Origin of the sequence: Tateyamaria rhodophyticola (assembly GCF_047777875.1) — a bacterium.
Classification (GTDB): domain Bacteria; phylum Pseudomonadota; class Alphaproteobacteria; order Rhodobacterales; family Rhodobacteraceae; genus Tateyamaria.
The window spans coordinates 3,379,560-3,400,441 of sequence record NZ_CP180519.1; the positions used below are offsets into that span (position 1 = coordinate 3,379,560).

Consider the following 20,882-nt stretch of genomic DNA (forward strand, 5'->3'; position numbering starts at 1 on the left):
CCCGGTTATAGATTGTTGTTAACCAGCATGAGGCAACAGAACCGTGCACCCGTCAACAGGGCCATTGGAGAAATCAGTGTCAAAAAACGACAAATGACTGGTCTGTAAGCGACATGCCTGCGCGGTGGCGCCGTTGATCAACTGCTGCGTGCCGGACGCGGGGCCGATTTCGCCGCCTGCCGCAGCTGCGTGGGCGTCTTGCCGGTATGTTGCTGCATGAACCGCGTGAAATAGGCCGCAGAGCCGAACCCCAGATGGCGGGCGACGTCCTGCACGGGGGCGGAGGTCTCGGCCAGGCTGATCCGTGCGGCGTAAAGCGTACGTTCGGTCAGCAAGTCGGCAGCGGTGCGCCCGGTCGATGCCTTGCAGGCCCGCGACAGGTGGGTGGGCGTCACCCCGAGGGCGCGGGCATGGTCTGCCATGGTCATCGCCTGCGCATAATTGGACACGATCCCTTCGCAGAACGCCGCTGTCAGCCGTGCTGCCGCGTCCATCGGGACGGGCAGATTGTCGGCCAGCGCGATCTGGCGTCGCAACCAGACGGAGATGAGCGCGACATGCGCATCCAACGCATCCTGTGCTAGGGGGCGATCCTGCGACGCTTCCCTTTGTGCGGCCTCGAACAGGCCGTTGATTTCGTTGATGGCCGCCACATCGCGCAATCGCAACTGCCGCGGCACCTCTGGCAGGCGCACGTCGGTGCCGTCGGGGATCAATGCGACCTGTCCCATGCCCTGCCGCCCCAACTCCAGCGAAAAGAGCGTGCGCGCGGGCACAAGGATCGCGTTATGCGTGCCCACCCCGCGCCGCGTCCCGTTCAGCATCAATCGCCCCTGACCCCGGGTGATCCAGATGATCGCATGTTCCGGGCGGTCATGGGCCAGTGACAGACGCCAGTCCTGCGGCCCGGTCAGTTGGGCAAGCGTTGTGATTTCAACCGGAGGAAGGGCCATGATTGTCGCATTTTGAAGGGTACTGCGCCGAATTTACACAGGAAAATTGTCTCGCAAAGGATAAAATATCAATTTTCGGCAAGCGTGACGGACGGGACCCAGTGCCAATCGGCGAACCGCGCGCGAAACCATGTGCGCTGACGCTTGGCATATTGACGGGTCGCGATGGTCGCGGCGTCCACCGCCTGGTCATGGGTCATGCGCCCGGCCACAACATCGCGCGCCTCTGCGACACCGATCGCCTTACAGGACGGCAATGCGTGGTCGAACCGGTCTTCCATCGCGCGCACTTCATCCAGCGCGCCGCCGCGGAGCATCGCGTCAAACCGGCGCGCGATCCGGGCATTCAGCCAGTCCCTGGGGCTGTCCATGACGATGCCCTGAAATTGATCTGCTGCGAGAATCGGGGGCGGCGTGGCGTCCTGCCAGTGGGCCAATGGACGGCCCGTTGCCTGCAGGACCTCCCACGCACGCTGCACCCTTGCGCGGTTGGCCAGATCAATGCGCGCCGCGGTTTCGGGGTCCAGTGCGGTGATCATGTCCGCCAGCGCCATGGCATCCGCCGCGTCCCGTATGTGGTCCGGCGTGGCGGGGATCTCTGCCAACCCTTCGACCAATGCCGAGAAATACAACCCGGTGCCGCCGACGATGATCGGGCGCGGCCCGTCCAGGAGCGGTACGACCTCGCGCGTCCAATGCCCGACAGAATAGGGCGCATCATAGGGCAGGTGGCCATAAAGCGCGTGGGGTGCGCGGGCTTCTTCCTCTGTCGACGGGCGGGCCGTGATGACGCGCCAGCAGTCATAGACCTGGCTGGCATCGGCGTTCACGATCACGCCGCCCTGCGCCTCTGCGATGGCGAGCGCAAGTGCGGATTTGCCCGACGCGGTCGGACCCGCGATCAGGACCGGGCGCGCAGGGTCCAATCTGGCGACGACGTCGCGGATCATCGGCGTTTGCTCCATTGAAAACCGTTCCGATTTACGACAGGTTGCGCCGAAATTCCAAGAGCGGGGGCGCACGATGACTGAGACGGCAGTGGCGACAGAGCCAGCGGCCACCTTCAACCGTGTCATGTTGAAGATTTCCGGCGAAGCATTGATGGGGGACCAGGGCTTTGGCCTGCACCCGCCCACGGTCGAGCGCGTGGCCCGCGAGGTCAAGGCGGTGCACGACATGGGCGTCGAAATCTGCATGGTGATCGGCGGTGGCAACGTGTTCCGCGGCCTGCAAGGGTCGGCACAGGGCATGGAGCGGACCACGGCGGACTACATGGGCATGTTGGCGACCGTGATGAACGCGCTGGCGATGCAGTCCGCGCTGGAGGGTCTTGGCGTGTTCACCCGTGTGATCAGCGCGATCACCATGAACGAAGTGGCCGAGCCCTATATCCGTCGCCGCGCTGTGCGCCACCTTGAGAAAAAGCGGGTCTGTATTTTTGCTGCCGGGACGGGCAACCCGTATTTCACCACTGACACGGCGGCGACCCTGCGCGCAAATGAGATGCTGTGCGAGGCGATTTTCATGGGCAAGAACGGGGTCGACGGGATCTATGACAAGGATCCCAAGACCAACCCAGACGCCACCCGCTATGATGTGGTGAGCTATGACGAGGTGCTGCAAAAGAACCTCAAGGTCATGGACGCCTCTGCGATTGCGCTGGCGCGGGACAACAACCTGCCGCTGATCGTGTTCCCGCTGGACACGCCGGGCGGGTTCAAGAGCATCCTTGAGGGCAAGGGCACCTTTACCCGCGTCCAACGCTAGAGCGCGGACGCCACGATGGTGTGATGGTCGTTGCGACAAAGCCTGTCGAACAGGCGACGTTGCCGGCGCATCGGGGGGCAGGGGCGGCAGGGTTGCGCGGGCGCGCCCCCGGTGCGCAATGTCGCTGGCAATATGGCACTGAGTTCGCGGCGTTGCGCATCCGGCAGCGCCCGCATTGCCATCTTGCCCGGCAACAGCGTTTCCGCCCACGTTCCATTGGCAAGGATCATCTCGTGCCGATCACAGGCAAAGTGCCAATACCGGACGGTACGCGACCCTGACGCCTGGGTCACGCCGGGCGTGCCCAGCAACGCCTTTGCCGCAACCAGGATCTCGTCCTCACCAAACATGCGTTGCGCAACCTTGTTGCGGACCAGCACGCGGTGTTGGGGAGAAACGTAGAGCGGAGCGGCAGGCATGGCCTGTCCCAGGGCGTCCGGTCCAATCCGTATGGGCGCGTTCTGGCCCGGGTCGGGATGTGTCTGCGCGCCGATCCACCGGATGGGTTGCGCGCCATGGTCCATCGTGTCGACCAACTGCCCCACCTGCAACGCCTCAACCGCCACGGGCCCATCGGGGGTCATGATCTGCGTGCCATGGGCAAAGCACACAACCGTGCCGCTGTCATAGGAAGAGTCGGCAACGAAGCTGCCGTAATTTGAGCCGAAGACCGAATCCAGCGTCACATTCCGTATCGTCAGGCCGTCGATCGAACCGTCATTCACGAATTCCGTCAGGAACACATCGCCGTTCTGCATCTGGATCACCGTGACGGGGGTCGTCACGATTGAGCCGTCGGCAAGCTTGATGGACGCATTATACACATTGGTGGAATCGATCAGCTGGGTCTGCGGACCCGCACCCAGATCATAACTGACGGTTTCACTGGTCTCGCCAAATTCGTCATCGAGAACCTGACCGTCGCTGTCGGCGTCATCCACCTGCACGTTTTCAATGGTGAACCCGCTGTATTTGCCAAGCAGGTCCGCCGCGTTCTCGGAATTCGTATTGCCCTCGGTCGGGTCAACATCGGCAAAATTGCCGAGATAGATCATCTGGGAGTTGAATACGGTCATCGTTATGCTCCAATCCCCCGCGCCGCTCGTTAAGCATAATGGCTTAACGATCCGTGCATTTGCGCGAACTGCGCCGCCTTTCCGTGCGGGAGGTTGCCCCTGTCGGTCACACCGGGCTAAAAGGCGGGTAGCGCAACAAGACGTGAGAAGAGGTGGGCATGTCGGACGATTTTATGCTGGACACGGATGACCTTGAACGCCGGATGGACGGCGCAATGGCCAATCTCAAGACCGAGTTCGCCTCTCTGCGCACGGGCCGTGCGTCGGCCTCAATGCTGGAGCCGGTGATGGTGGACGCCTATGGGTCGATGACACCGATCAATCAGGTGGGCACCGTGAACGTGCCCGAACCGCGCATGGTGACGGTCAATGTCTGGGACAAGGGTCTGGTGGGCAAGGTCGAAAAGGCCATCCGCGAATCCGGTCTGGGCATCAACCCGCAGCTCAACGGTACGATCATCATGCTGCCGATCCCCGAGCTGAACGAGGAACGCCGCCGCGAGTTGACCAAGGTTGCGGGCAGCTATGCCGAGAATGCGCGCGTCAGCATCCGCAATGTGCGTCGCGATGGCATGGATCAGATCAAGAAGGCCAAGAATGACGGCGCCATGTCCGAGGACGACCAGAAGATCTGGGAAGACGAGGTGCAGGAGATGACCGACAAGTTCATCAAGACGGTCGACGCCGCACTTGAGACCAAACAAGCCGAGATCATGCAGGTTTGATGACCGAACCCGGCTTTGCCGGGCAAACGCTCCGGGGGAGCGTTTGGGTCATCAAAGGGCGGAGCCCCGGATGGCCAAAGGGCGGACCCCCGGTTGGCCAAAGGGCGCAGCCCAACATCGCAATACTTACCCCCCGGACAGCAGGGGGGCGGATGTCAAAGACAGAGCCTGCACAAACCAAGGATCACACCATCTCAGACCCCGCACATACCGGCCCGCGCCATGTCGCCATCATCATGGACGGCAATGGACGTTGGGCAACGCAGCGGGGGCGGCCACGCCTGTTTGGCCATCACGCAGGCGCACGCCGCGTGCGTGAGGTGGTGGAAACCTGCCCCGATATCGGGGTCGAATACCTGACCATCTTTGCCTTCAGCACCGAGAACTGGAAACGGACGCAGGTCGAGGTCGCCGGCCTCATGAGCCTGTTCCGCCGCTATATTGCCAAGGAAGCCCGTGCGCTGGATGATTTTGGCGTGCGCGTACGCTTTATCGGGGACCGTGTGCGGCTGGACAAAAAGCTGATCAAGCTGATGGACGAGTTGGAGGTTCTGACCTCCGGCAACACCCGCGTGAACCTCACCATCGCGTTGAACTACGGTGGTCGGGACGAGGTGGCGCGCGCCACGCAACGTCTGGCCCGCGAAGTGGCTGCGGGGCGGATTGATCCCGAAACCGTGGATGAGGCGGCCTTGGTCAAGTTCCTCGACACGTATGTTCTGCCGGACCCGGATCTTGTGATCCGCACCAGCGGCGAGGCGCGGATTTCGAACTTTTTGCTCTGGCAGTCGGCCTATGCCGAATATGAATTCGTGGACACGCTATGGCCTGATTTCTCGCGTGAGGAATTCACCCGGCTCTGCGCCAAATATGGCGCACGCGACAGACGGTTTGGCGGGGTCAAATTATGAGCGCGGGCGAAAGCAGATGGTCCGATCTGGGCCTGCGGCTTGGCTCCGGGGCGGCGATGGTGGCCATCGGAGTGGCGGGCATCTGGCTGGGGGGTGACGTGTTCCATGTGCTGATCGCCGTGATCTGCGGTCTCATGGTCTGGGAACTGGTGCGTATGCTCTCTCCCGACACACCCGGAACGGCCATTCAGCTTGGGGCGATTGCCGGGCTGGCCGTGTTGCTGGCCACCTATGTGCCGACGCTTTATGCGGTGCCTTTGCTGGCGGCAGGGGTGCTGGTCGGGCTGGGGCGGGTCAAACGCGACCGGGGCATCTATTTCGGGTTTTCCGCGCTGGTTCTATTGGCAGGCTGGGGGATGGCGCATGTGCGCGATGATCTGGGCTTTGGCTGGATGGTGTGGCTGGTGCTGGTGGTGGTTGTCACGGATGTGGCAGGCTATTTCGCCGGGCGCCTGATCGGCGGGCCAAAGTTCTGGCCATCCGTCAGCCCCAAGAAAACATGGGCCGGGACATCCGCGGGTTGGCTCGCGGCGGCTTGTGTCGGCGTCCTGTTCGGTGTCGGGTCGGGGGCCATGGGCGCGCTGATCCTTGCCTCTGTCCTGCTGAGCTTTGCATCGCAACTGGGCGATATCGCGGAAAGCGCGATCAAGCGCCGCGTCGGGGTCAAGGACAGCTCGACCCTCATCCCCGGTCACGGCGGCCTTCTGGACCGGTTCGACGGGATGTTGGGGGCGGCCTTGGGCCTGTTGGTGCTGGAGATCGGGTTCGGCTTTCCGTGGAGCGTGCTGTGACGGTGCGGCGGGTGTCGATCTTTGGCGCGACCGGGTCGATTGGTCAGAACACGATCGACCTGATTGCGCGTGCGCCCGACGACTATGACGTGGTGGCCCTGACCGGGGCCGGCAACATCGCCCAACTGGCGCAGGATGCGATCCGCCTTGGGGCGGATGTGGCGGTCACGGCGGATGAGACCCGCCTGCAGGATTTGCGCGACGCGCTGGCAGGGTCTGGCGTGGCCGCCGCCGCCGGGACCGACGCCCTGATCGAAGCGGCGTCACGGCCCGCCGATTGGGTGATGTCCGCGATTGTGGGCGCAGCCGGGCTGGAACCGGGTCTGACCGCATTGGAGCAGGGGGCGACGCTGGCGCTCGCCAACAAGGAATCACTGGTCTGCGCGGGCGAGTTGATCCTGCGCACCGCACGCAAACACGACGCCCGCCTCCTACCTGTGGACAGCGAACATTCCGCGGTATTCCAGGCGCTGGTTGGTGAGGACATGAGCGCGGTGGAGCGGGTGATCATCACCGCATCGGGCGGCGCATTCCGCGACTGGCCGCTCGAGAATCTGGCAGGGGCCACGCTGGAACAGGCCTCGGCCCACCCGAACTGGGACATGGGTCAGCGGATCACCATCGACAGCGCTTCCATGTTCAACAAGGCGCTGGAACTCATTGAAACACGGGAATATTTCGGCGTCGATCCGGCCAAGATTGAAGTGTTGGTGCACCCCGAATCCCTGATCCACGCTATGGTCGGTTTTCATGACGGGGCGCTGATGGCGCATGTGGGGCCGCCGGATATGCGTCACGCCATCGGCTATGCACTCAGCTGGCCCGATCGGTCCCATCTGCCGGTCGAACGGCTCGATCTGGCACAGATTGGCGCGCTGACCTTCCGCGCACCTGACGATGCACGTTGGCCCGCGTTGCGTTTGGCGCGCGAGGTCATGGCACGGCGCGGGCTTGCGGGGGCTGTGTTCAACGCAGCCAAGGAAACCGCGCTGGACGGCTTTATCGCCGGGACTTTGCGCTTTCCCCAGATGGCAGAAGTGGTCGAAGAGGTGCTGAACACCCTTGATCCCGGCCTCATTGATGCCGCAATGACCCTTGATAATGTGCGGCACGCGGACCAAATGGCACGGCACAGTGCACAACACATAATCGAGCAACTTTAAGGGTGATCCTTTGGACATAGCGGCGCTTCTTTCGGGCTTTGGCGGCCTGACCTGGACCATTGTGGCCTTTATCGTCGCGCTCAGCGTGATCGTGGCCATCCATGAATACGGCCACTATATCGTGGGCCGCTGGTCGGGCATCCATGCGGATGTGTTCTCCATCGGCTTTGGCCCGGTGCTCTTTAGCCGGTATGACCGGCGCGGCACCAAGTGGCAGATCGCGGTCCTTCCGTTCGGCGGTTATGTGAAATTTGCAGGCGATGCGAACGCGGCGTCGGGCAAGGATGAAGAGGCGATGGAAGCGGTCGCGGCTGATCCGGCCGCATTGCGCCGCACGATGCATGGCGCACCGCTGTGGGCGCGCGCGGCAACCGTTGCTGCTGGGCCTGTGTTCAACTTTGTGCTGTCGATCATCGTGTTTGCAACCGTGGGCTATTCGACCGGCGTGCTGCGCGACCCGCTCACGGTGGGTGAGCTGCGCCCGCTGCCCGCGGAAGTGCAGGAATTGCAGCCCGGTGACGTCGTGCTCGAGATCAACGGCGCACCGGTGCCAAGTCTTGAGGACCCGGCCTATGCCGCGTTTATGCAGGACCTGCCGCAAAACCCGACACTGGATTACACGATTGAGCGGGCAGGCGAGCGTATGGTGGCACAGGCGCCCTATTTGCGTCCGCCGCTGGTGAACACAGTCACCCCGCAAAGTGCGGCACTCGCCGCCGGTCTGGAGCGCGGCGATGTGATCACCGCCATTGATGGCGCGCCGGTCTTTGCCTTCAACCAGCTCAAGACGGCGGTTGAGTCGTCGGACGGGCAGGGGCTGACCCTGTCGGTGTGGCGCGACGGTGAGATGCTGGAAAAGACGCTTAACCCCAAGCGCACCGATGAACCGCAGCCGGGCGGCGGTTTTGCCACGGTCTGGCGCATCGGCATCGCGAGCGGCAACGCCTTTGAGCCCGCCACGGAGGCCCCCGGCGTCGGCCAGGCGATTGTGGGCGGCGTCACACAGACCTGGTCGATCATCACCGGTTCTATCTCGGGGCTGGGCCACATGATCACGGGTGCCATCAGCACCTGCAACCTGTCGGGTCCCATCGGCATCGCACAGGTATCGGGCACCATGGCGAGCCAGGGCGCGGTCAGCTTCATCTGGTTCATTGCGGTGCTGTCCACGGCTGTCGGGCTGTTGAACCTGTTTCCGATCCCCGCGCTCGATGGTGGACACCTGGTGTTCTATGCCTATGAGGCTGTGACGGGCCGTCCGCCAAGCGATGGCGCGCTGCGTATCCTGATGGCGGCGGGGCTGGCGATGGTGCTGTCGCTCATGGTGTTCGCGCTTGGCAACGATTTGTTCTGTCCCTGACCGGTTGCCCCATTTCGGCCACAATTGTTCCAACATCCCGCCGGATTCGCTTGGTAACACACGCGCAACCAAAAGGATGAGCACATGCAGACCCTGCAAACCGGATATCGTGGCCTGAGCCTGTTGATGATGTTGAACGCGGATCGCGCGCTTTATGCCGTGACACTGGCGGTTGCATTGGGTGCGGGCGCATGGTTGGGCGGTCTCTGACGGCCCCGGACGCCATCGTTTCCGACTTATCCACAATCCTTTCCATTTCAGGGTTTTGACAAGCCCCCGCAATCCCGATACTCACAACAACATAGAGTGTCTGAACACGTGGGAATACACCATGGGACTGGGGTTGAGGGGCGCGGGCCCACAGGTGCTGTCACACCTGCACCGCGCAGCGAGAGCTATTCGTTTTTTCTTTATTTTGTCAGTCGTTTGGCTGGGCCTTGGCCTGTCTGCCGACGCGCAAACCTTCCGATTTGGAACCATCCAGATCGAAGGAAACACGCGGATCGGGGATGCCGCGATCCTGCAACAGGCTGGAATCGCTCCGGGACAGACGCTGTCTGCCGGACAGGTCAACGACGTGATCCAGAACCTGCAAAACAGCGGTCTGTTCGAAGATGTTTCGGTTGAACCGCGTGGCGGCACGCTTCTGATCACAGTGGTGGAACTGCCAACGGTCAACCGCATCGCGTTCGAGGGCAACCGCCGCGTCGATGACGAAGCGCTGAGCGCGATCATCCAGCTGCAGGAACGTCGCGTGTTCAATCCGGCGCAAGCCGAACGCGATGCGTCCGCCATTTCTGAGGCTTATGTCGCACAGGGCCGCGTTGCGGCGCGTGTCACGCCGCGGATCATCCGGCGCAGCGACAACCGCGTCGATGTCATCTATGAGGTGTTCGAAGGCGGTGTGATCGAAATCGAACGCATCACGTTTGTGGGCAACCGCGTCTATTCCGACCGTCGTCTGCGGCGGATCCTCGACACCAAGCAGGCGGGCATCTTCCGCACGCTCATTCGCTCCGACACGCTGGTCGAAGACCGGATCGCGTTCGACCAGCAGCTGTTGCGCGACTTTTACAGCTCGCGCGGATACGTGGATTTCCGTGTCATCGGCGCAAATGCCGAACTGACCGAAGAACGCGATGGCTTCTTTCTGGTGTTCAACATCGAAGAGGGGCAGCAGTTCAGCTTTGGTGAAATCACGGTCAGCAGTGACCGCCCCGACGTGGACCCGGATACCTATACCGAAATTCTCAAGCTGAAGCCGGGCGTCACCTATTCGCCGACGCTGGTGGAGGCCGAGTTGGGCCGGCTGGAACGGCAGGGGCAACGCGAAGGCGTGAACTTCCTGCGGGTTGAGCCGCGCATTTCGCGCAATGACCGTGACCTGACGCTGGATGTGGAATTCGTCCTGACGCGCGGACAGCGGGTGTTCGTGGAACGCATCGACATCGAAGGCAACACAACCACGCTGGATCAGGTGATCCGTCGCCAGTTCCGCATTGCGGAAGGTGACCCATTCAATCCGCGTGAAATCCGCGACGCGGCGGAACGCATCCGCGCGCTTGGGTACTTCGGCAATGCTGACGTGAATGCGCGCGAAGGCTCGACCGCGGACCAGGTGGTGATTGACGTTGACGTCGAAGAGCAACCCACCGGGTCGCTGAACTTTGGTGCGACCTTCTCGAACAATGACGGCTTTGGTGTTGCGATCGGCTTTACCGAACGCAACTTCCTCGGGCGGGGTCAAACCCTTGGTCTGACATTGTCTACAGCGGAAGAATCCGAGCGGTACGGCATCAACTTTATCGAACCGGCTCTGTTGGGCCGCGACGTGGCGCTTGGTGTGGACCTGCAATTCAGCGAGGCGGACAGCAGCTTCGCCAACTATGACAGCAGCAGCTTGCGGTTTTCGCCCAGCCTGACGTTCCGGACCGGTGAAAACAGCACGCTGGCTCTGCGCTACATCGCCCGCCAGGATGAGTTGCTGGCGCGTGATCCCGTTGCAAACGGGGCCGTGGTGCAACGTGAAATTGATGCGGGCGAGCAGTTTGCCTCCTCCATCGGGTACACCTACCGGTATGACACGCGGAACACCGGGCTTGATCCGAACGCGGGCATCCTGCTGGAGTTCAGCCAGGATTTTGCAGGGCTCGGCGGTGATGCGGAATACATCCGCACGACAGGACGGATTGTGGGACAGCGGCGGATCTTCAACGAAGAGGTCACGCTGCGGGCCACCCTCGAAGGCGGCCTCTTGGCGTGGTCGTCGGGCACAAACCGGACAATCGACAGGTTCTTTGTGGGGCCACAAATCCTGCGTGGGTTCGAACCGGGCGGCATCGGGCCGCGCGACCTGTCCACGCCGGGCGACTCGGACCCGTTGGGTGGCAACATCTATGTCGCGGCCCGGTTTGACATGGAATTTCCACTGGGCCTGCCCGAGGAAATCGGTCTGCGGGGTGGCGTCTTCTATGACATCGGGAACCTCTACAACCTCGATGATGTCGACCTGACCGGCGGCAACATCGTGGGCGAAAGCGGTTCATTCCGTCATGTCATCGGCTTCTCGCTGTTCTGGGATACGGCCATCGGGCCGCTGCGCTTCAACTTCTCGAATGCCTTGCGCAAAGAGGACTTCGACGAAGAGCAGAGCTTTGACCTGACCCTGTCGACCCAGTTCTGACCCATGTTGCAGCGCCTGCTTGTCGCGGTTTCCCTTGTGCTCTTGCTGGCGCAAGGCGCCGCGGCACAGGTGGTGCAAAGCCCGATCCTGACCATCGACAGCGAACGGCTCTATCGTGGCAGCGCGTTTGGTCAGCGTGTTCTGACCGAGGTTGAGGCGCGGACCACCGCACTGAGCGTCGAGAACCAGAAGATCGAGGCGGAACTGGAAGCGGAGGAACAAGCGCTTACCGAACAACGCGCAACCCTGTCACCCGAGGAATTCCGCGCGCTGGCAGATGCGTTTGACGCGCGTGTCCAGGCGATCCGGCGTGACCGTGAGGCGGCCAATCAGGCGACGGCCCGCCTGCTTGAGGACAACCGTGACCGGTTTTTGCAGGCCGCCCTCCCGGTGCTTGAAGCGATCATGCGTGACGTCGGCGCAGCCGTTGTGATCGAAGTGGACCGCGTGTTCATCAGCGCCAATGTCATCGACATCACGGACCGGGCCATCGCCGAGATTGACGCCCGCATCGGTGACGGGACCCAAGCGCCCGCGGAATAGCGGCAGCCGCCGGCCACCCCGGCGGCCCCCTGCTTGCGGCGCACGCCCCCCCTTGCTAGGCAAGGGACAGAACGACAAAGCGCAAGAGGTTCGAGCCCCGTGACGTCCACTGATCTGAAAACCGCCGATATTGACCTGATCCAGCGGTTGATCCCGCACCGCTATCCGTTCCTGTTGATCGACAAGGTGATCGACATCGACGGGTTTCAATCGGCGACCGGCATCAAGAACGTCACCATGAACGAACCCCATTTCCAGGGGCATTTTCCCGGCAAACCGATCATGCCCGGTGTGACCATCGTCGAGGCGATGGCACAGACAGCGGCTGTGATGGTGGGGACCGAACTGGGCATGGAAGATCAGAACATGCTGGTCTATTTCATGGCGATCGACAAATGCAAATTCCGGCGCATGGTGGTGCCCGGTGACCGGTTGGAGCTGAAACTGCGCACCACACGCGGCAAGCCCGGCGGCAAGGTGTGGAAGTTTTCGGGCACGGCCGAGGTCGAAGGTGAGATGGCCTGTGAGGCCGAGTTCACCGCCATGATGGACATGCCCAGCTGATGGCGGGGGTGCATCCCTCTGCGGTGGTCGAGGACGGCGCACGGATTGATCCCACTGCGACCGTTGGTCCCTTCTGCGTGATTGGCGCCGGGGTCGAGATTGGCCCTGAGGTCGAGCTGAAATCCCACGTCGTGATCAGCGGCCAGACCACCATCGGGGCCGGTACAACCATCTTTTCCTTTGCCGTGATCGGTGAGGTGCCGCAGGACCTCAAGTTCAAAGGCGAAGACAGTCGCCTGATCATTGGCGAACGCAACCGGATCCGCGAACACGTGACCATGAATGGTGGCACCGAAGGTGGTGGCGGTGTCACGAAGATTGGCGATGACGGCTTGTTCATGGCCGGTTGCCACATCGCGCATGATGCAATGATCGGCGATCGGGTGATCGTCGTGAACTCGGCGGCGATTGCCGGACACTGCGTGCTGGAGGATGACGTGATCGTGGGCGGCCTTTCGGGCGTGCACCAGTTTGTGCGCATTGGCCGGGGCGCAATCATCGGGGCGGTCACGATGGTGACCAATGACGTGATCCCATACGGCCTCGTGCAGGCACCGCGCGGCGAGCTGGATGGGTTGAACCTCGTCGGGCTCAAACGGCGCGGCGTCGCACGGTCGGACATCACGGCCCTGCGCGCAGCGTTCCAGATGTTGGCGCAGGGCGACGGCACCTTTCACAGCCGTGCCGAACGGCTCGGTGCCGAAACCGACAGCGACTATGTGCGCGAAATCGTCGATTTCGTCATGGGCGAGAGCGACCGGCATTTCCTGACGCCCAGATGAGCCTCGCTCTGATCACCGGACGCGGTGCACTTCCGGCTGCGGTTGCCGCGGCGCAGGACGCTGCGCCGTTGATCTGCGCGTTGGACGGGCATGTGCCGGACGGGCTGTCCCCCGACATCACCTTTTGCATCGAAAAACTGGGTGGGTTCCTGCGCACGCTGACGCAGCGGGGCGTGACAGAGGTGTGTTTCTGCGGCGCCATCGACCGTCCGCGCATTTCCCTGACCCGACTTGATGCCCGGACGCTTGCCCTGTTGCCCGCGCTGTCGCGCGCCGTGGGCGGTGGAGAGGACAGCGCCCTGCGCACGGTGCTTGGGATATTTGAGGCCAAGGGGTTCCGGGTGCGCGGCGCGCATGACCTGGCCCCCGGTTTGTTGCCGCCTGCGGGCAGCCTTGGCGCTGTGGCGGTGCCGGAGGGGACGGAACGCCAGCTGCACGCGGCCGAAGAGGTTCAGCGCGAACAGGGCCACCGGGATGAGGGGCAATCCTGCGTGATCCGCGACGGCGTTGTGATTGCGCGCGAAGGGGCGCGTGGCACCGATGCGATGCTGCGCGACCTGATATCGACGCCCGTGGCGCCGGTGGCCACGGGGGATGACGATCCGCTGGGACTGGCGATGGATGCGTTTGGGGGCGTGCTCGATAGTGCTGCCGACTGGCTGTCCGGCCCTGTGGCCGAAGCTCGCGCCAAGGGGCGGGGCGGCGTGTTTTTCAAAGCGCCCAAGCCGGGGCAGGACCTGCGCGTCGATCTGCCCACCATTGGCCCCGGCACCGCACGCGGTGTGGTCGCGGCCAAACTGGACGGGATTGTGCTGCAGGCTGGCGGCGTGATGGTGCTGGACCAACCGCAAGTGCTCGACATTCTGAACGAAAACGGGGTGTTCCTGTGGGTGCGCTGAGGGTCTTTCTCGTCGCGGGTGAGCCGTCGGGTGACGCGCTTGGTGCGGCGTTGATGGCGGGGCTGAAGACGCTGGTGCCAGAGGTGACGTTCGACGGGGTGGGCGGACCGCTGATGCAGGCCGAAGGGTTGGTCTCCCGCTTTGACATGTCGGAATTGAGCGTGATGGGCATTGCGGAGGTGCTGCCCAAATATTTTCACCTCAAACGCCGGATTGCCCAGACGGCAGAGGCAGTGGTCGAGACACGCCCGGATGCGCTGATCACCATCGACGCGCCGGATTTCTCCTTCCGCGTGGCCAAGCTGGTCAAGGCGCAAAGCGATGTGCGCACCGTCCACTATGTCGCGCCGACCGTGTGGGCCTGGCGTCCGGGGCGGGCCAAAAAGATGGCCGCGTTCATCGACCATGTGCTGGCGCTGTTCCCGTTTGAGCCGCCGTATATGGAGGCCGAAGGCATGCTGTGCGATTTCGTGGGCCACCCGGCAGCGACCGTGCCGCGGGCCAGTCAGGCCGAATGCGCAGCATTCCGCGTCGAACATGGGTTGGAGGATGCGCAACCGTTGATGCTGGTCCTGCCCGGGTCGCGCCGGGGAGAGGTTGCGCGGATGGGACCGGTCTTTGGCGAGACCCTCGCGCGGTTGCAGGCGGCGCATCCGCAGATGCAGATGATCCTGCCCGCTGCACCGTCCGTGGCGGATACTGTGATCGAGGAGGTGGGGCGGTGGTCACTTCAGCCCCGCGTGCTCGACCCCCGGGGCAAGGATATCGACACCGTTCAGCGTGAAAAGCGGGTGGCCTTTGCCGCCGCCGATGTGGCGCTTGCCACGTCAGGCACCGTGTCACTGGAACTGGCGGCGGCGGGCACACCGATGGTCAGCGCGTTTGACCTGCATTGGCTGAGCCGCGCCATCATCAGCCGGATGGTCACGACAGACACGGGCAGTCTGATCAACCATGTGACCGACACGCGGGTCGTGCCGGAGGTCGTGGGCCATGAGATGACGGTCGAGAACACGTTTGCGGCGATGCAGGGCCTTTTGGCAGATCCGGAGCCGCAACGGGCGGCGATGGCGCTGACGATGGAGCGGTTGGGGCAGGGGGGCGAGGCGCCCGGCCTGCGCGCGGCCCGCGCGGTGCTGCGCGGGCTGTGACCAAATTGAACGCCTGACGGCGTACGACATTTTTTATTTGGCGCTTCCGGGCCCACCTTACCCAAGGGACCGGACCCGCCCCGCATGACCTCTGGCGTGACAGAGCCGTCCCCCTTGTCCAAGGAAAATAGCCGTCTCCCCGCGGGCGGGGCCCCTCGGCGATTTTTCTTGGCCAAGCGCGCCAGCTCCGTCTCTTGGAGGTCATGCGACGGCGGCTCCGAACCCAAGGTTCAGGACAGTTGCACCAGTGCGTGGCGCTTTTTGCCAGCGGAGAGTTTGATGGGCGCGGCGAGTGTGGCGGCATCGATCATGGTGCCTGCATCCGTGAGTGCGGCGTCGTTGAGTTTGGCGCCGCCTTCCGCGATCAGGCGCTTGGCCTCCTTGCCGGACCCGGCGAGGCCGGATTTCACGATCAGCTGCACGATGGAGATACCATCGCCCACGTCCCCTGCGCTGAGTGTCAGGGTGGGCAGGTCGTCGCCCACGCCGCCCTTTTCAAACACGTCCCGCGCGGTTTGCGCCGCAGCCTCCGCCGCGTCGGCGCCGTGCAGGAGCGCGGTGACTTCGGTGGCCAGACGCGCCTTGGCCTCGTTGATTTCGGACCCTTGCAAAGCGCCCAGCCGGTCACATTCATCCAGCGGCAATTCGGTGTAGAGCTTCAGGAACCGGCCCACATCCGCATCCGTGGTGTTGCGCCAGAACTGCCAGAATTCATACGCGCTGAGCATTTCGGCATTGAGCCAGATGGCACCGGATTGCGATTTGCCCATCTTCTTGCCGTCCGACGTGGTCAGCAGCGGTGAGGTGAGGCCAAACACTTCGCCGTCGATCACGCGCCGGGTCAGGTCGATGCCATTCACGATATTGCCCCATTGGTCGCTGCCGCCCAGTTGCAGGATGCAGCCATAGCGGCGATGCAGTTCCATGAAGTCATAGGCCTGCAGGATCATGTAGTTGAATTCGAGGAACGACAGCGACTGTTCCCGGTCGAGGCGCGATTTGACGCTTTCAAACGACAGCATCCGGTTGATCGAGAAATGCCGCCCGATGTCGCGCAGAAAGTCGAGATAGTTCAGACCGTCCAGCCACTCCGCATTGTTCAGCATCATCGCGCCGGCGTCATAGTCGATATAGGCCGAAAACACCTGTTTGATGCCCGCGATATTGGCGTCGATCTGTTCCGGGCCCAGCAGGGGGCGTTCATCGGCGCGGAAGGATGGATCGCCCACCTTGGTCGTCCCACCGCCCATCAAGGTGATCGGGTTGTGCCCGGTCTTCTGGAACCAGCGCAGCATCATGATCTGGATGAGCGAGCCCACATGCAGCGACTTGGCCGTCGCATCGAACCCGATATAGGCGGACTGTCCGGGGGTCATCAGCGCCTCGTCCAGCGCCTGCATATCGGTGCAATCGGCCAGAAAGCCGCGGGACTGCATCACATGCAGAAAATCGGAGCGGGGCGTGTACGTCATGGGCTTGTCCTCGGGTGGGGCTGCGTGCTGTCTATAGTTGGGCAAGGGGCGAAGGAAAAGACCATGGATAAGGTCCGGGCCAAAGGGACGGTGATCACAGCACTTGGGGCGATGTCGGGCACATCGCTGGATGGCGTGGATGCGGCGGTGATCGACACGGATGGCGTGGATATTCACGGCTTTGGACCACACAGCTACCGCGCCTATACCGATGACGAACGCGCGGTCCTGCGCGCGGCTTTGGGGCAATGGTCTGGACCTGCATTGGATCCCGCGACGCAGGTCGTGATGGCCGCGCATCGCGCGGCGTTGCTGCCGTATGCGGATGTCGATGTGGTGGGCTTTCACGGTCAGACGGTTGCCCATGCGCCGCGGATGCAAGGGACGTTGCAGCTGGGGGACGGGGCCGCGCTGGCCGATGCGCTCGGGACGCCGGTGGTGTGGGATTTCCGCAGCGCGGATGTGGAGCTGGGCGGCGAAGGCGCGCCGCTTGCGCCGTTTTTCCACTTTGCCTGTGCCAAGTGGATGGGCGCGCAGGCACCGGTGGCGTTTCTGAACCTCGGTGGGGTGGGCAACCTGACCTGGGTGAACCCGGCGCAGGACACGCCGGACGCGGACGGCGCCTTGCTGGCCTTTGACACCGGTCCCGCCAACGCACCCGTTAACGATCTGGTGCAGGAGCGGCGCGGCCTTCCCTTTGACGAAGGGGGACGCATTGCGGCGGGCGGGACCGTGGAAACCGGCGCGCTGGAGCTGTTCCTGGCCGAGCCGTATTTTTCAAGAATGCCGCCCAAGTCACTGGACCGGAACGATTTTGCCGAGATGGTCACGCTGGTGCGGGAATTGAAAGATGCGGATGCGGCTGCGACGCTCACCGCGATGTGTGCGGCCGGTGTGGCGCAGGCCATGGAGCATTGCCCGAGCCCGCCCACACATGTGCTGGTCACAGGCGGCGGTCGGCACAATCCGGTGTTGATGCAGATGCTGTCCGTGTCGCTGGATTGCCCGGTCGAACCGGTGGAAGCCGTGGGCCTCGATGGGGACATGCTGGAGGCGCAGGCCTTTGCCTATCTCGCGGTGCGGGTGGCGCGGGGGCTGCCCACATCGTGTCCCGGCACGACCGGTGTGCGGGCGGCGGTGGGCGGCGGCATCGTCTCTAACCCGTCGGGATCGTGAAACCGGGTTCGGCAAGCGTGAAGCCGTCAAACTGAAAGCCCGGCGAGACGGTACAGCTCACGAGGGTCCATGCTCCGGTACTGCGCGCGGCCTGCCAGTGCCCTTCCGGCACGATGATCTGCGGCGCGCCTGTGTCCAGATCAGGGGTCAGGAGGTGATCCACCGCAGGTCCTTCATCCGCCGCACTCAGGCTCAGGGTCAAGGGCGCGCCTGCGTGGTACAGCCAGATTTCCGTGGCATCGACCTTGTGCCAATGGCTGGCCTCTCCCTCGGCCAGCAGGAAATAGATGCAGGTGCCCGTCGGTCGGCCCGCATTCTCCGCCACCCATGTCTGGCGGTAATGCCCCCCTTCGGGATGCGGGGTCAGGTTCAGGCGGGCGATGATGTCGGCGGCGGTCATGATGGTGTCCCAAGGGTGATGTCAAAGAACCGCAGATGCGGCGCAAAGGCGGGGTCAGGGTCATAGAACGGCGCGCAAGGCGCAAACCCCACCCGTTCATAAAGCGCAATGGCTTCGGTCAGCGGCGCAATCGTATCCAGTACCATGCGCCTATACCCATCCGCCGCTGCCCGTTGCATCCCTTCGGTCATTAACGCGCGCCCGGCTCCCAGCCCGCGCGCCGCGGGGTCCACGAACACGCGTTTGATCTCGGTCACGCCCGCGGGGCCAAGCGGGTAATACATGGCACATCCGACCACTTGACCGCCTGCCTCCGCCACGATGATATCGCCCCGGGGGCGGGCATGCAGGCGCGGCAGATCGGCAATCATCTCGGCATAGCTGGCGCGCGCATAGTATCGTTCGACAATGCCCGGAATACCCGCCGCGCGTTCGGACAAAAGCGCCCGGTACGCCCAGCACAGGCGCGCCACCGCGTCCATGTCCGACCCCGCAGCGCTGCGTAATGTCAGGTCAGTCATTTATCATCACCTCGCGCAATATCTCCGGTGGGATCGGGGCGCGCAAGGACACTTCCTGTACCTGATCACGCGTGCGCGCGTGGCCGCGCCGTATCCTGTTCGACCGAAACGCCTCCAGCCCATCGCTCAGCGGCACATAGAGCCAATCGCCGCGCACCGCCCGCGCGGCCCCTTGGCGGAAACTGCCGGAATTGAGCGGGCTGAGGTCAATCTGCGGCCCCATCGCCGCGGCCAACCGCACCGGATCAATCCAGAGAACGGTTGTCTCGACACTGCGGGCAAAGGACGCCGCGAACCGCGTCACCCGGCGCGCGGCCCAGAGAAACACGCGCTGATCCAACTGCATGGCCCAACTGTGCGGACTGTGCCCTTCGAGCACGGCTTCGGCCGCGCGCAGCCCGTGCACGATCGGTTTCTGGTGGTTCAACAGCGCGTCTCCGACACGCAGACGTGTCGCGCGCAGGGGCAGGGTGCTGGGATCAACGCCCGCGTTCTCGGCCAGGGCCGCCGCGCTCATCAATCCATTGCGCAGAATGTGCGGCACGTTGGTGCTGGCCGTCACGTGGGCGAGCCTGCCGCCCACGCTGCGTGCAAACGCGTCACTCACCGCAGGATGCTGCGGCCCGCATATTCGGCGGTCTCGCCCAGCATCTCTTCGATGCGGATCAGCTGATTGTATTTCGCCAACCGGTCCGACCGGGCCAGCGACCCGGTCTTGATCTGACCGCAATTAGTGGCCACGGCCAGATCCGCAATCGTGGCATCCTCGGTCTCACCCGACCGATGCGACATCACGTTGGTGTAGCGTGCGCGATGCGCCATATCGACCGCGCGCAGGGTCTCGGACAGGCTGCCGATCTGGTTCACCTTGACCAGCATGGAATTCGCACATCCCTTTTCGATACCCGTGGCCAGCCGTGCGGGGTTCGTGACGAACAGGTCATCGCCCACAAGCTGCACCCGGTCGCCGATGGCGTCCGTCAGCAGTTTCCAACCGTCCCAATCGTCCTCATCCATCCCGTCTTCGATGGAGATTATGGGATAATCGTTCACAAGCGCTTCGAGATAGGCGGCGTTCTCGGCGGAGGTCAGGGTTTTCCCTTCACCTGCAAGCACATACTTGCCATCCTTAAAGTATTCTGTCGCGGCACAATCCAGGGCGAGGTAGATTTCCTCACCCGGCTTGTACCCCGCCTTTTCGATGGATTTCAGAATGAAATCAAGAGCATCGCGCGTCGAGTTGATGTTGGGGGCAAAGCCGCCCTCATCCCCGATCCCGGTGCTCAGCCCCGCATCGGACAGCTCTTTCTTCAGCGTGTGGAACACTTCGGACCCCATGCGGACCGCTTCGCGGATATTGTCCGCAGCCACGGGCATGATCATGAATTCCTGAATATCGATCGGGTTGTCGGCGTGTTCACCGCCGTTGATGATGTTCATCATCGGCACCGGCAGCATCCGCGCCGATGTGCCGCCGACATAGCGGTAGAGCGGTTGCGAGGTCCAATCCGCCGCCGCCTTGGCCGTGGCCAGCGACACGCCAAGGATCGCGTTCGCGCCCAGACGGCCCTTGTTGTCGGTGCCGTCCAGTTCGATCATCGTGGCATCGACTTCTTCCTGTTCGGAGGCGTCGATGCCGAGCAGAGCCTCTGCGATCTCACCGTTCACGGCCGTCACCGCCTCCAGCACGCCCTTGCCCTTATAGCGCGCCTTATCTCCGTCGCGCTTTTCCACGGCCTCATAAGCCCCGGTAGAGGCCCCCGATGGCACGGCAGCGCGGCCCATTGTGCCGTCTTCGAGTGTCACATCCACTTCGACCGTCGGGTTGCCACGGCTGTCGAGGATTTCGCGGGCGTGAATGTCGATGATGGTGCTCATGAGGGGTCCTTTCAGGGCAGGTTTACGCAGCGTCTAGCGCGATGTTGGCGCTAACACAAATGTCAGG

The 20,882-nt window shown here is 63.3% G+C and carries 22 protein-coding genes; 14 read left to right on the top strand and 8 right to left on the bottom strand.

What is annotated here, in order from left to right:
- Nucleotides 1-137: 137 nt before the first annotated feature.
- Nucleotides 138-953 (bottom strand): helix-turn-helix domain-containing protein, encoded by an 816-nt coding sequence (locus tag ACERHN_RS18080; protein WP_415920409.1) that lies wholly within the window; start codon nt 951-953, stop codon nt 138-140.
- Between the two features lie 68 nt (nt 954-1,021).
- Nucleotides 1,022-1,903, bottom strand: a complete 882-nt coding sequence (gene miaA / locus ACERHN_RS18085) for a tRNA (adenosine(37)-N6)-dimethylallyltransferase MiaA (protein WP_415920410.1) — start codon at nt 1,901-1,903, stop codon at nt 1,022-1,024.
- 73 nt (nt 1,904-1,976) lie between these two features.
- On the opposite strand from miaA, the gene pyrH reads away from it, so the two are divergent.
- Entirely contained in the window at nt 1,977-2,720 is a 744-nt protein-coding gene (gene pyrH / locus ACERHN_RS18090) for a UMP kinase (protein WP_415920411.1), read from the top strand.
- Here pyrH and ACERHN_RS18095 read toward each other — a convergent pair.
- Complete coding sequence (locus ACERHN_RS18095; protein ID WP_415920412.1) at nt 2,717-3,796, bottom strand: Hint domain-containing protein; 1,080 nt, start codon at nt 3,794-3,796, stop codon at nt 2,717-2,719. The genes pyrH and ACERHN_RS18095 overlap by 4 nt on opposite strands.
- Nucleotides 3,797-3,954: 158 nt before the next feature.
- Here ACERHN_RS18095 and frr point away from each other — a divergent pair, with 158 nt between their 5' ends.
- The 12 genes from frr to lpxB all read left to right on the top strand — a co-directional run bounded on the left by frr (nt 3,955) and on the right by lpxB (nt 15,368).
- Complete coding sequence (frr, locus tag ACERHN_RS18100) at nt 3,955-4,521, top strand: ribosome recycling factor (RefSeq protein WP_415920413.1); 567 nt, start codon at nt 3,955-3,957, stop codon at nt 4,519-4,521.
- 152 nt (nt 4,522-4,673) lie between these two features.
- The gene (gene uppS / locus ACERHN_RS18105) at nt 4,674-5,432 is read left to right on the top strand and encodes a polyprenyl diphosphate synthase (RefSeq protein ID WP_415920414.1); all 759 of its coding nucleotides are present in this window, start codon (nt 4,674-4,676) and stop codon (nt 5,430-5,432) included.
- Nucleotides 5,429-6,223: a phosphatidate cytidylyltransferase gene (locus ACERHN_RS18110; protein ID WP_415920415.1), complete on the top strand. Its 795-nt coding sequence runs from the start codon at nt 5,429-5,431 to the stop codon at nt 6,221-6,223. Before uppS ends, ACERHN_RS18110 begins: the two co-directional genes overlap by 4 nt.
- A 2-nt stretch (nt 6,224-6,225) precedes the next feature.
- Nucleotides 6,226-7,386 carry a 1-deoxy-D-xylulose-5-phosphate reductoisomerase gene (gene dxr, locus ACERHN_RS18115; RefSeq protein WP_415922765.1) on the top strand — a complete coding sequence of 387 codons (1,161 nt, stop codon included), beginning with the start codon at nt 6,226-6,228 and terminating at the stop codon, nt 7,384-7,386.
- Nucleotides 7,387-7,396: 10 nt separating this feature from the next.
- A complete protein-coding gene (rseP, locus tag ACERHN_RS18120; RefSeq protein WP_415920416.1) occupies nt 7,397-8,746 on the top strand; it encodes an RIP metalloprotease RseP in 1,350 nt (449 codons plus the stop codon).
- An 84-nt stretch (nt 8,747-8,830) separates the two neighbouring features.
- The gene (locus ACERHN_RS18125; protein ID WP_415920417.1) at nt 8,831-8,956 is read left to right on the top strand and encodes a hypothetical protein; all 126 of its coding nucleotides are present in this window, start codon (nt 8,831-8,833) and stop codon (nt 8,954-8,956) included.
- Nucleotides 8,957-9,077: 121 nt separating this feature from the next.
- On the top strand, nt 9,078-11,429 hold the full coding sequence (gene bamA / locus ACERHN_RS18130) for an outer membrane protein assembly factor BamA (protein WP_415920418.1): 2,352 nt from the start codon (nt 9,078-9,080) through the stop codon (nt 11,427-11,429).
- 3 nt (nt 11,430-11,432) lie between these two features.
- Nucleotides 11,433-11,972, top strand: a complete 540-nt coding sequence (locus ACERHN_RS18135; protein WP_415920419.1) for an OmpH family outer membrane protein — start codon at nt 11,433-11,435, stop codon at nt 11,970-11,972.
- Between the two features lie 99 nt (nt 11,973-12,071).
- Nucleotides 12,072-12,536: a 3-hydroxyacyl-ACP dehydratase FabZ gene (gene fabZ, locus ACERHN_RS18140; RefSeq protein WP_415920420.1), complete on the top strand. Its 465-nt coding sequence runs from the start codon at nt 12,072-12,074 to the stop codon at nt 12,534-12,536.
- Nucleotides 12,536-13,318 carry an acyl-ACP--UDP-N-acetylglucosamine O-acyltransferase gene (lpxA, locus tag ACERHN_RS18145; protein ID WP_415920421.1) on the top strand — a complete coding sequence of 261 codons (783 nt, stop codon included), beginning with the start codon at nt 12,536-12,538 and terminating at the stop codon, nt 13,316-13,318. The genes fabZ and lpxA overlap by 1 nt, the downstream gene beginning before the upstream one ends.
- Nucleotides 13,315-14,217, top strand: coding sequence for an LpxI family protein (locus ACERHN_RS18150; RefSeq protein WP_415920422.1), 903 nt, complete (start codon nt 13,315-13,317; stop codon nt 14,215-14,217). The genes lpxA and ACERHN_RS18150 overlap by 4 nt, the downstream gene beginning before the upstream one ends.
- Nucleotides 14,214-15,368 (top strand): lipid-A-disaccharide synthase, encoded by a 1,155-nt coding sequence (gene lpxB / locus ACERHN_RS18155; RefSeq protein ID WP_415922766.1) that lies wholly within the window; start codon nt 14,214-14,216, stop codon nt 15,366-15,368. The genes ACERHN_RS18150 and lpxB overlap by 4 nt, the downstream gene beginning before the upstream one ends.
- Before the next feature lie 230 nt (nt 15,369-15,598).
- Here the strand turns inward: lpxB and tyrS are convergent, their stop codons facing one another.
- Nucleotides 15,599-16,840 carry a tyrosine--tRNA ligase gene (gene tyrS / locus ACERHN_RS18160; RefSeq protein WP_415920423.1) on the bottom strand — a complete coding sequence of 414 codons (1,242 nt, stop codon included), beginning with the start codon at nt 16,838-16,840 and terminating at the stop codon, nt 15,599-15,601.
- 63 nt (nt 16,841-16,903) lie between these two features.
- On the opposite strand from tyrS, the gene ACERHN_RS18165 reads away from it, so the two are divergent.
- A complete protein-coding gene (locus ACERHN_RS18165; protein ID WP_415920424.1) occupies nt 16,904-18,016 on the top strand; it encodes an anhydro-N-acetylmuramic acid kinase in 1,113 nt (370 codons plus the stop codon).
- On the opposite strand, the gene ACERHN_RS18170 is transcribed toward ACERHN_RS18165, so the two are convergent.
- From ACERHN_RS18170 to eno, 4 genes are read right to left on the bottom strand one after another with little or no spacing between them, the layout of a single operon-like run.
- Nucleotides 17,997-18,416: a cupin domain-containing protein gene (locus ACERHN_RS18170; RefSeq protein WP_415920425.1), complete on the bottom strand. Its 420-nt coding sequence runs from the start codon at nt 18,414-18,416 to the stop codon at nt 17,997-17,999. The two genes, ACERHN_RS18165 and ACERHN_RS18170, sit on opposite strands and share 20 nt — an antisense overlap.
- Complete coding sequence (locus ACERHN_RS18175) at nt 18,413-18,937, bottom strand: GNAT family N-acetyltransferase (protein ID WP_415920426.1); 525 nt, start codon at nt 18,935-18,937, stop codon at nt 18,413-18,415. Before ACERHN_RS18175 ends, ACERHN_RS18170 begins: the two co-directional genes overlap by 4 nt.
- On the bottom strand, nt 18,930-19,544 hold the full coding sequence (locus ACERHN_RS18180; protein ID WP_415920427.1) for a DUF7002 family protein: 615 nt from the start codon (nt 19,542-19,544) through the stop codon (nt 18,930-18,932). The genes ACERHN_RS18175 and ACERHN_RS18180 overlap by 8 nt, the downstream gene beginning before the upstream one ends.
- Complete coding sequence (eno, locus tag ACERHN_RS18185) at nt 19,541-20,815, bottom strand: phosphopyruvate hydratase (protein WP_415920428.1); 1,275 nt, start codon at nt 20,813-20,815, stop codon at nt 19,541-19,543. The genes ACERHN_RS18180 and eno overlap by 4 nt, the downstream gene beginning before the upstream one ends.
- Between the last annotated feature and the right edge of the window lie 67 nt (nt 20,816-20,882).

Coding starts and splice junctions, on each gene's coding strand:
- ACERHN_RS18170 (WP_415920425.1), bottom strand. CDS start 18,416: ATGACCGCCGCCGACATCATCGCCCGCCTGAACCTGACCCCGCATCCC.
- ACERHN_RS18135 (WP_415920419.1), top strand. CDS start 11,433: ATGTTGCAGCGCCTGCTTGTCGCGGTTTCCCTTGTGCTCTTGCTGGCG.
- lpxA (WP_415920421.1), top strand. CDS start 12,536: ATGGCGGGGGTGCATCCCTCTGCGGTGGTCGAGGACGGCGCACGGATT.
- bamA (WP_415920418.1), top strand. CDS start 9,078: ATGGGACTGGGGTTGAGGGGCGCGGGCCCACAGGTGCTGTCACACCTG.
- ACERHN_RS18095 (WP_415920412.1), bottom strand. CDS start 3,796: ATGACCGTATTCAACTCCCAGATGATCTATCTCGGCAATTTTGCCGAT.
- tyrS (WP_415920423.1), bottom strand. CDS start 16,840: ATGACGTACACGCCCCGCTCCGATTTTCTGCATGTGATGCAGTCCCGC.
- ACERHN_RS18150 (WP_415920422.1), top strand. CDS start 13,315: ATGAGCCTCGCTCTGATCACCGGACGCGGTGCACTTCCGGCTGCGGTT.
- miaA (WP_415920410.1), bottom strand. CDS start 1,903: ATGATCCGCGACGTCGTCGCCAGATTGGACCCTGCGCGCCCGGTCCTG.
- uppS (WP_415920414.1), top strand. CDS start 4,674: ATGTCAAAGACAGAGCCTGCACAAACCAAGGATCACACCATCTCAGAC.
- ACERHN_RS18175 (WP_415920426.1), bottom strand. CDS start 18,937: ATGACTGACCTGACATTACGCAGCGCTGCGGGGTCGGACATGGACGCG.
- ACERHN_RS18110 (WP_415920415.1), top strand. CDS start 5,429: ATGAGCGCGGGCGAAAGCAGATGGTCCGATCTGGGCCTGCGGCTTGGC.
- frr (WP_415920413.1), top strand. CDS start 3,955: ATGTCGGACGATTTTATGCTGGACACGGATGACCTTGAACGCCGGATG.
- ACERHN_RS18125 (WP_415920417.1), top strand. CDS start 8,831: ATGCAGACCCTGCAAACCGGATATCGTGGCCTGAGCCTGTTGATGATG.
- ACERHN_RS18080 (WP_415920409.1), bottom strand. CDS start 953: ATGGCCCTTCCTCCGGTTGAAATCACAACGCTTGCCCAACTGACCGGG.
- ACERHN_RS18165 (WP_415920424.1), top strand. CDS start 16,904: ATGGATAAGGTCCGGGCCAAAGGGACGGTGATCACAGCACTTGGGGCG.
- pyrH (WP_415920411.1), top strand. CDS start 1,977: ATGACTGAGACGGCAGTGGCGACAGAGCCAGCGGCCACCTTCAACCGT.
- eno (WP_415920428.1), bottom strand. CDS start 20,815: ATGAGCACCATCATCGACATTCACGCCCGCGAAATCCTCGACAGCCGT.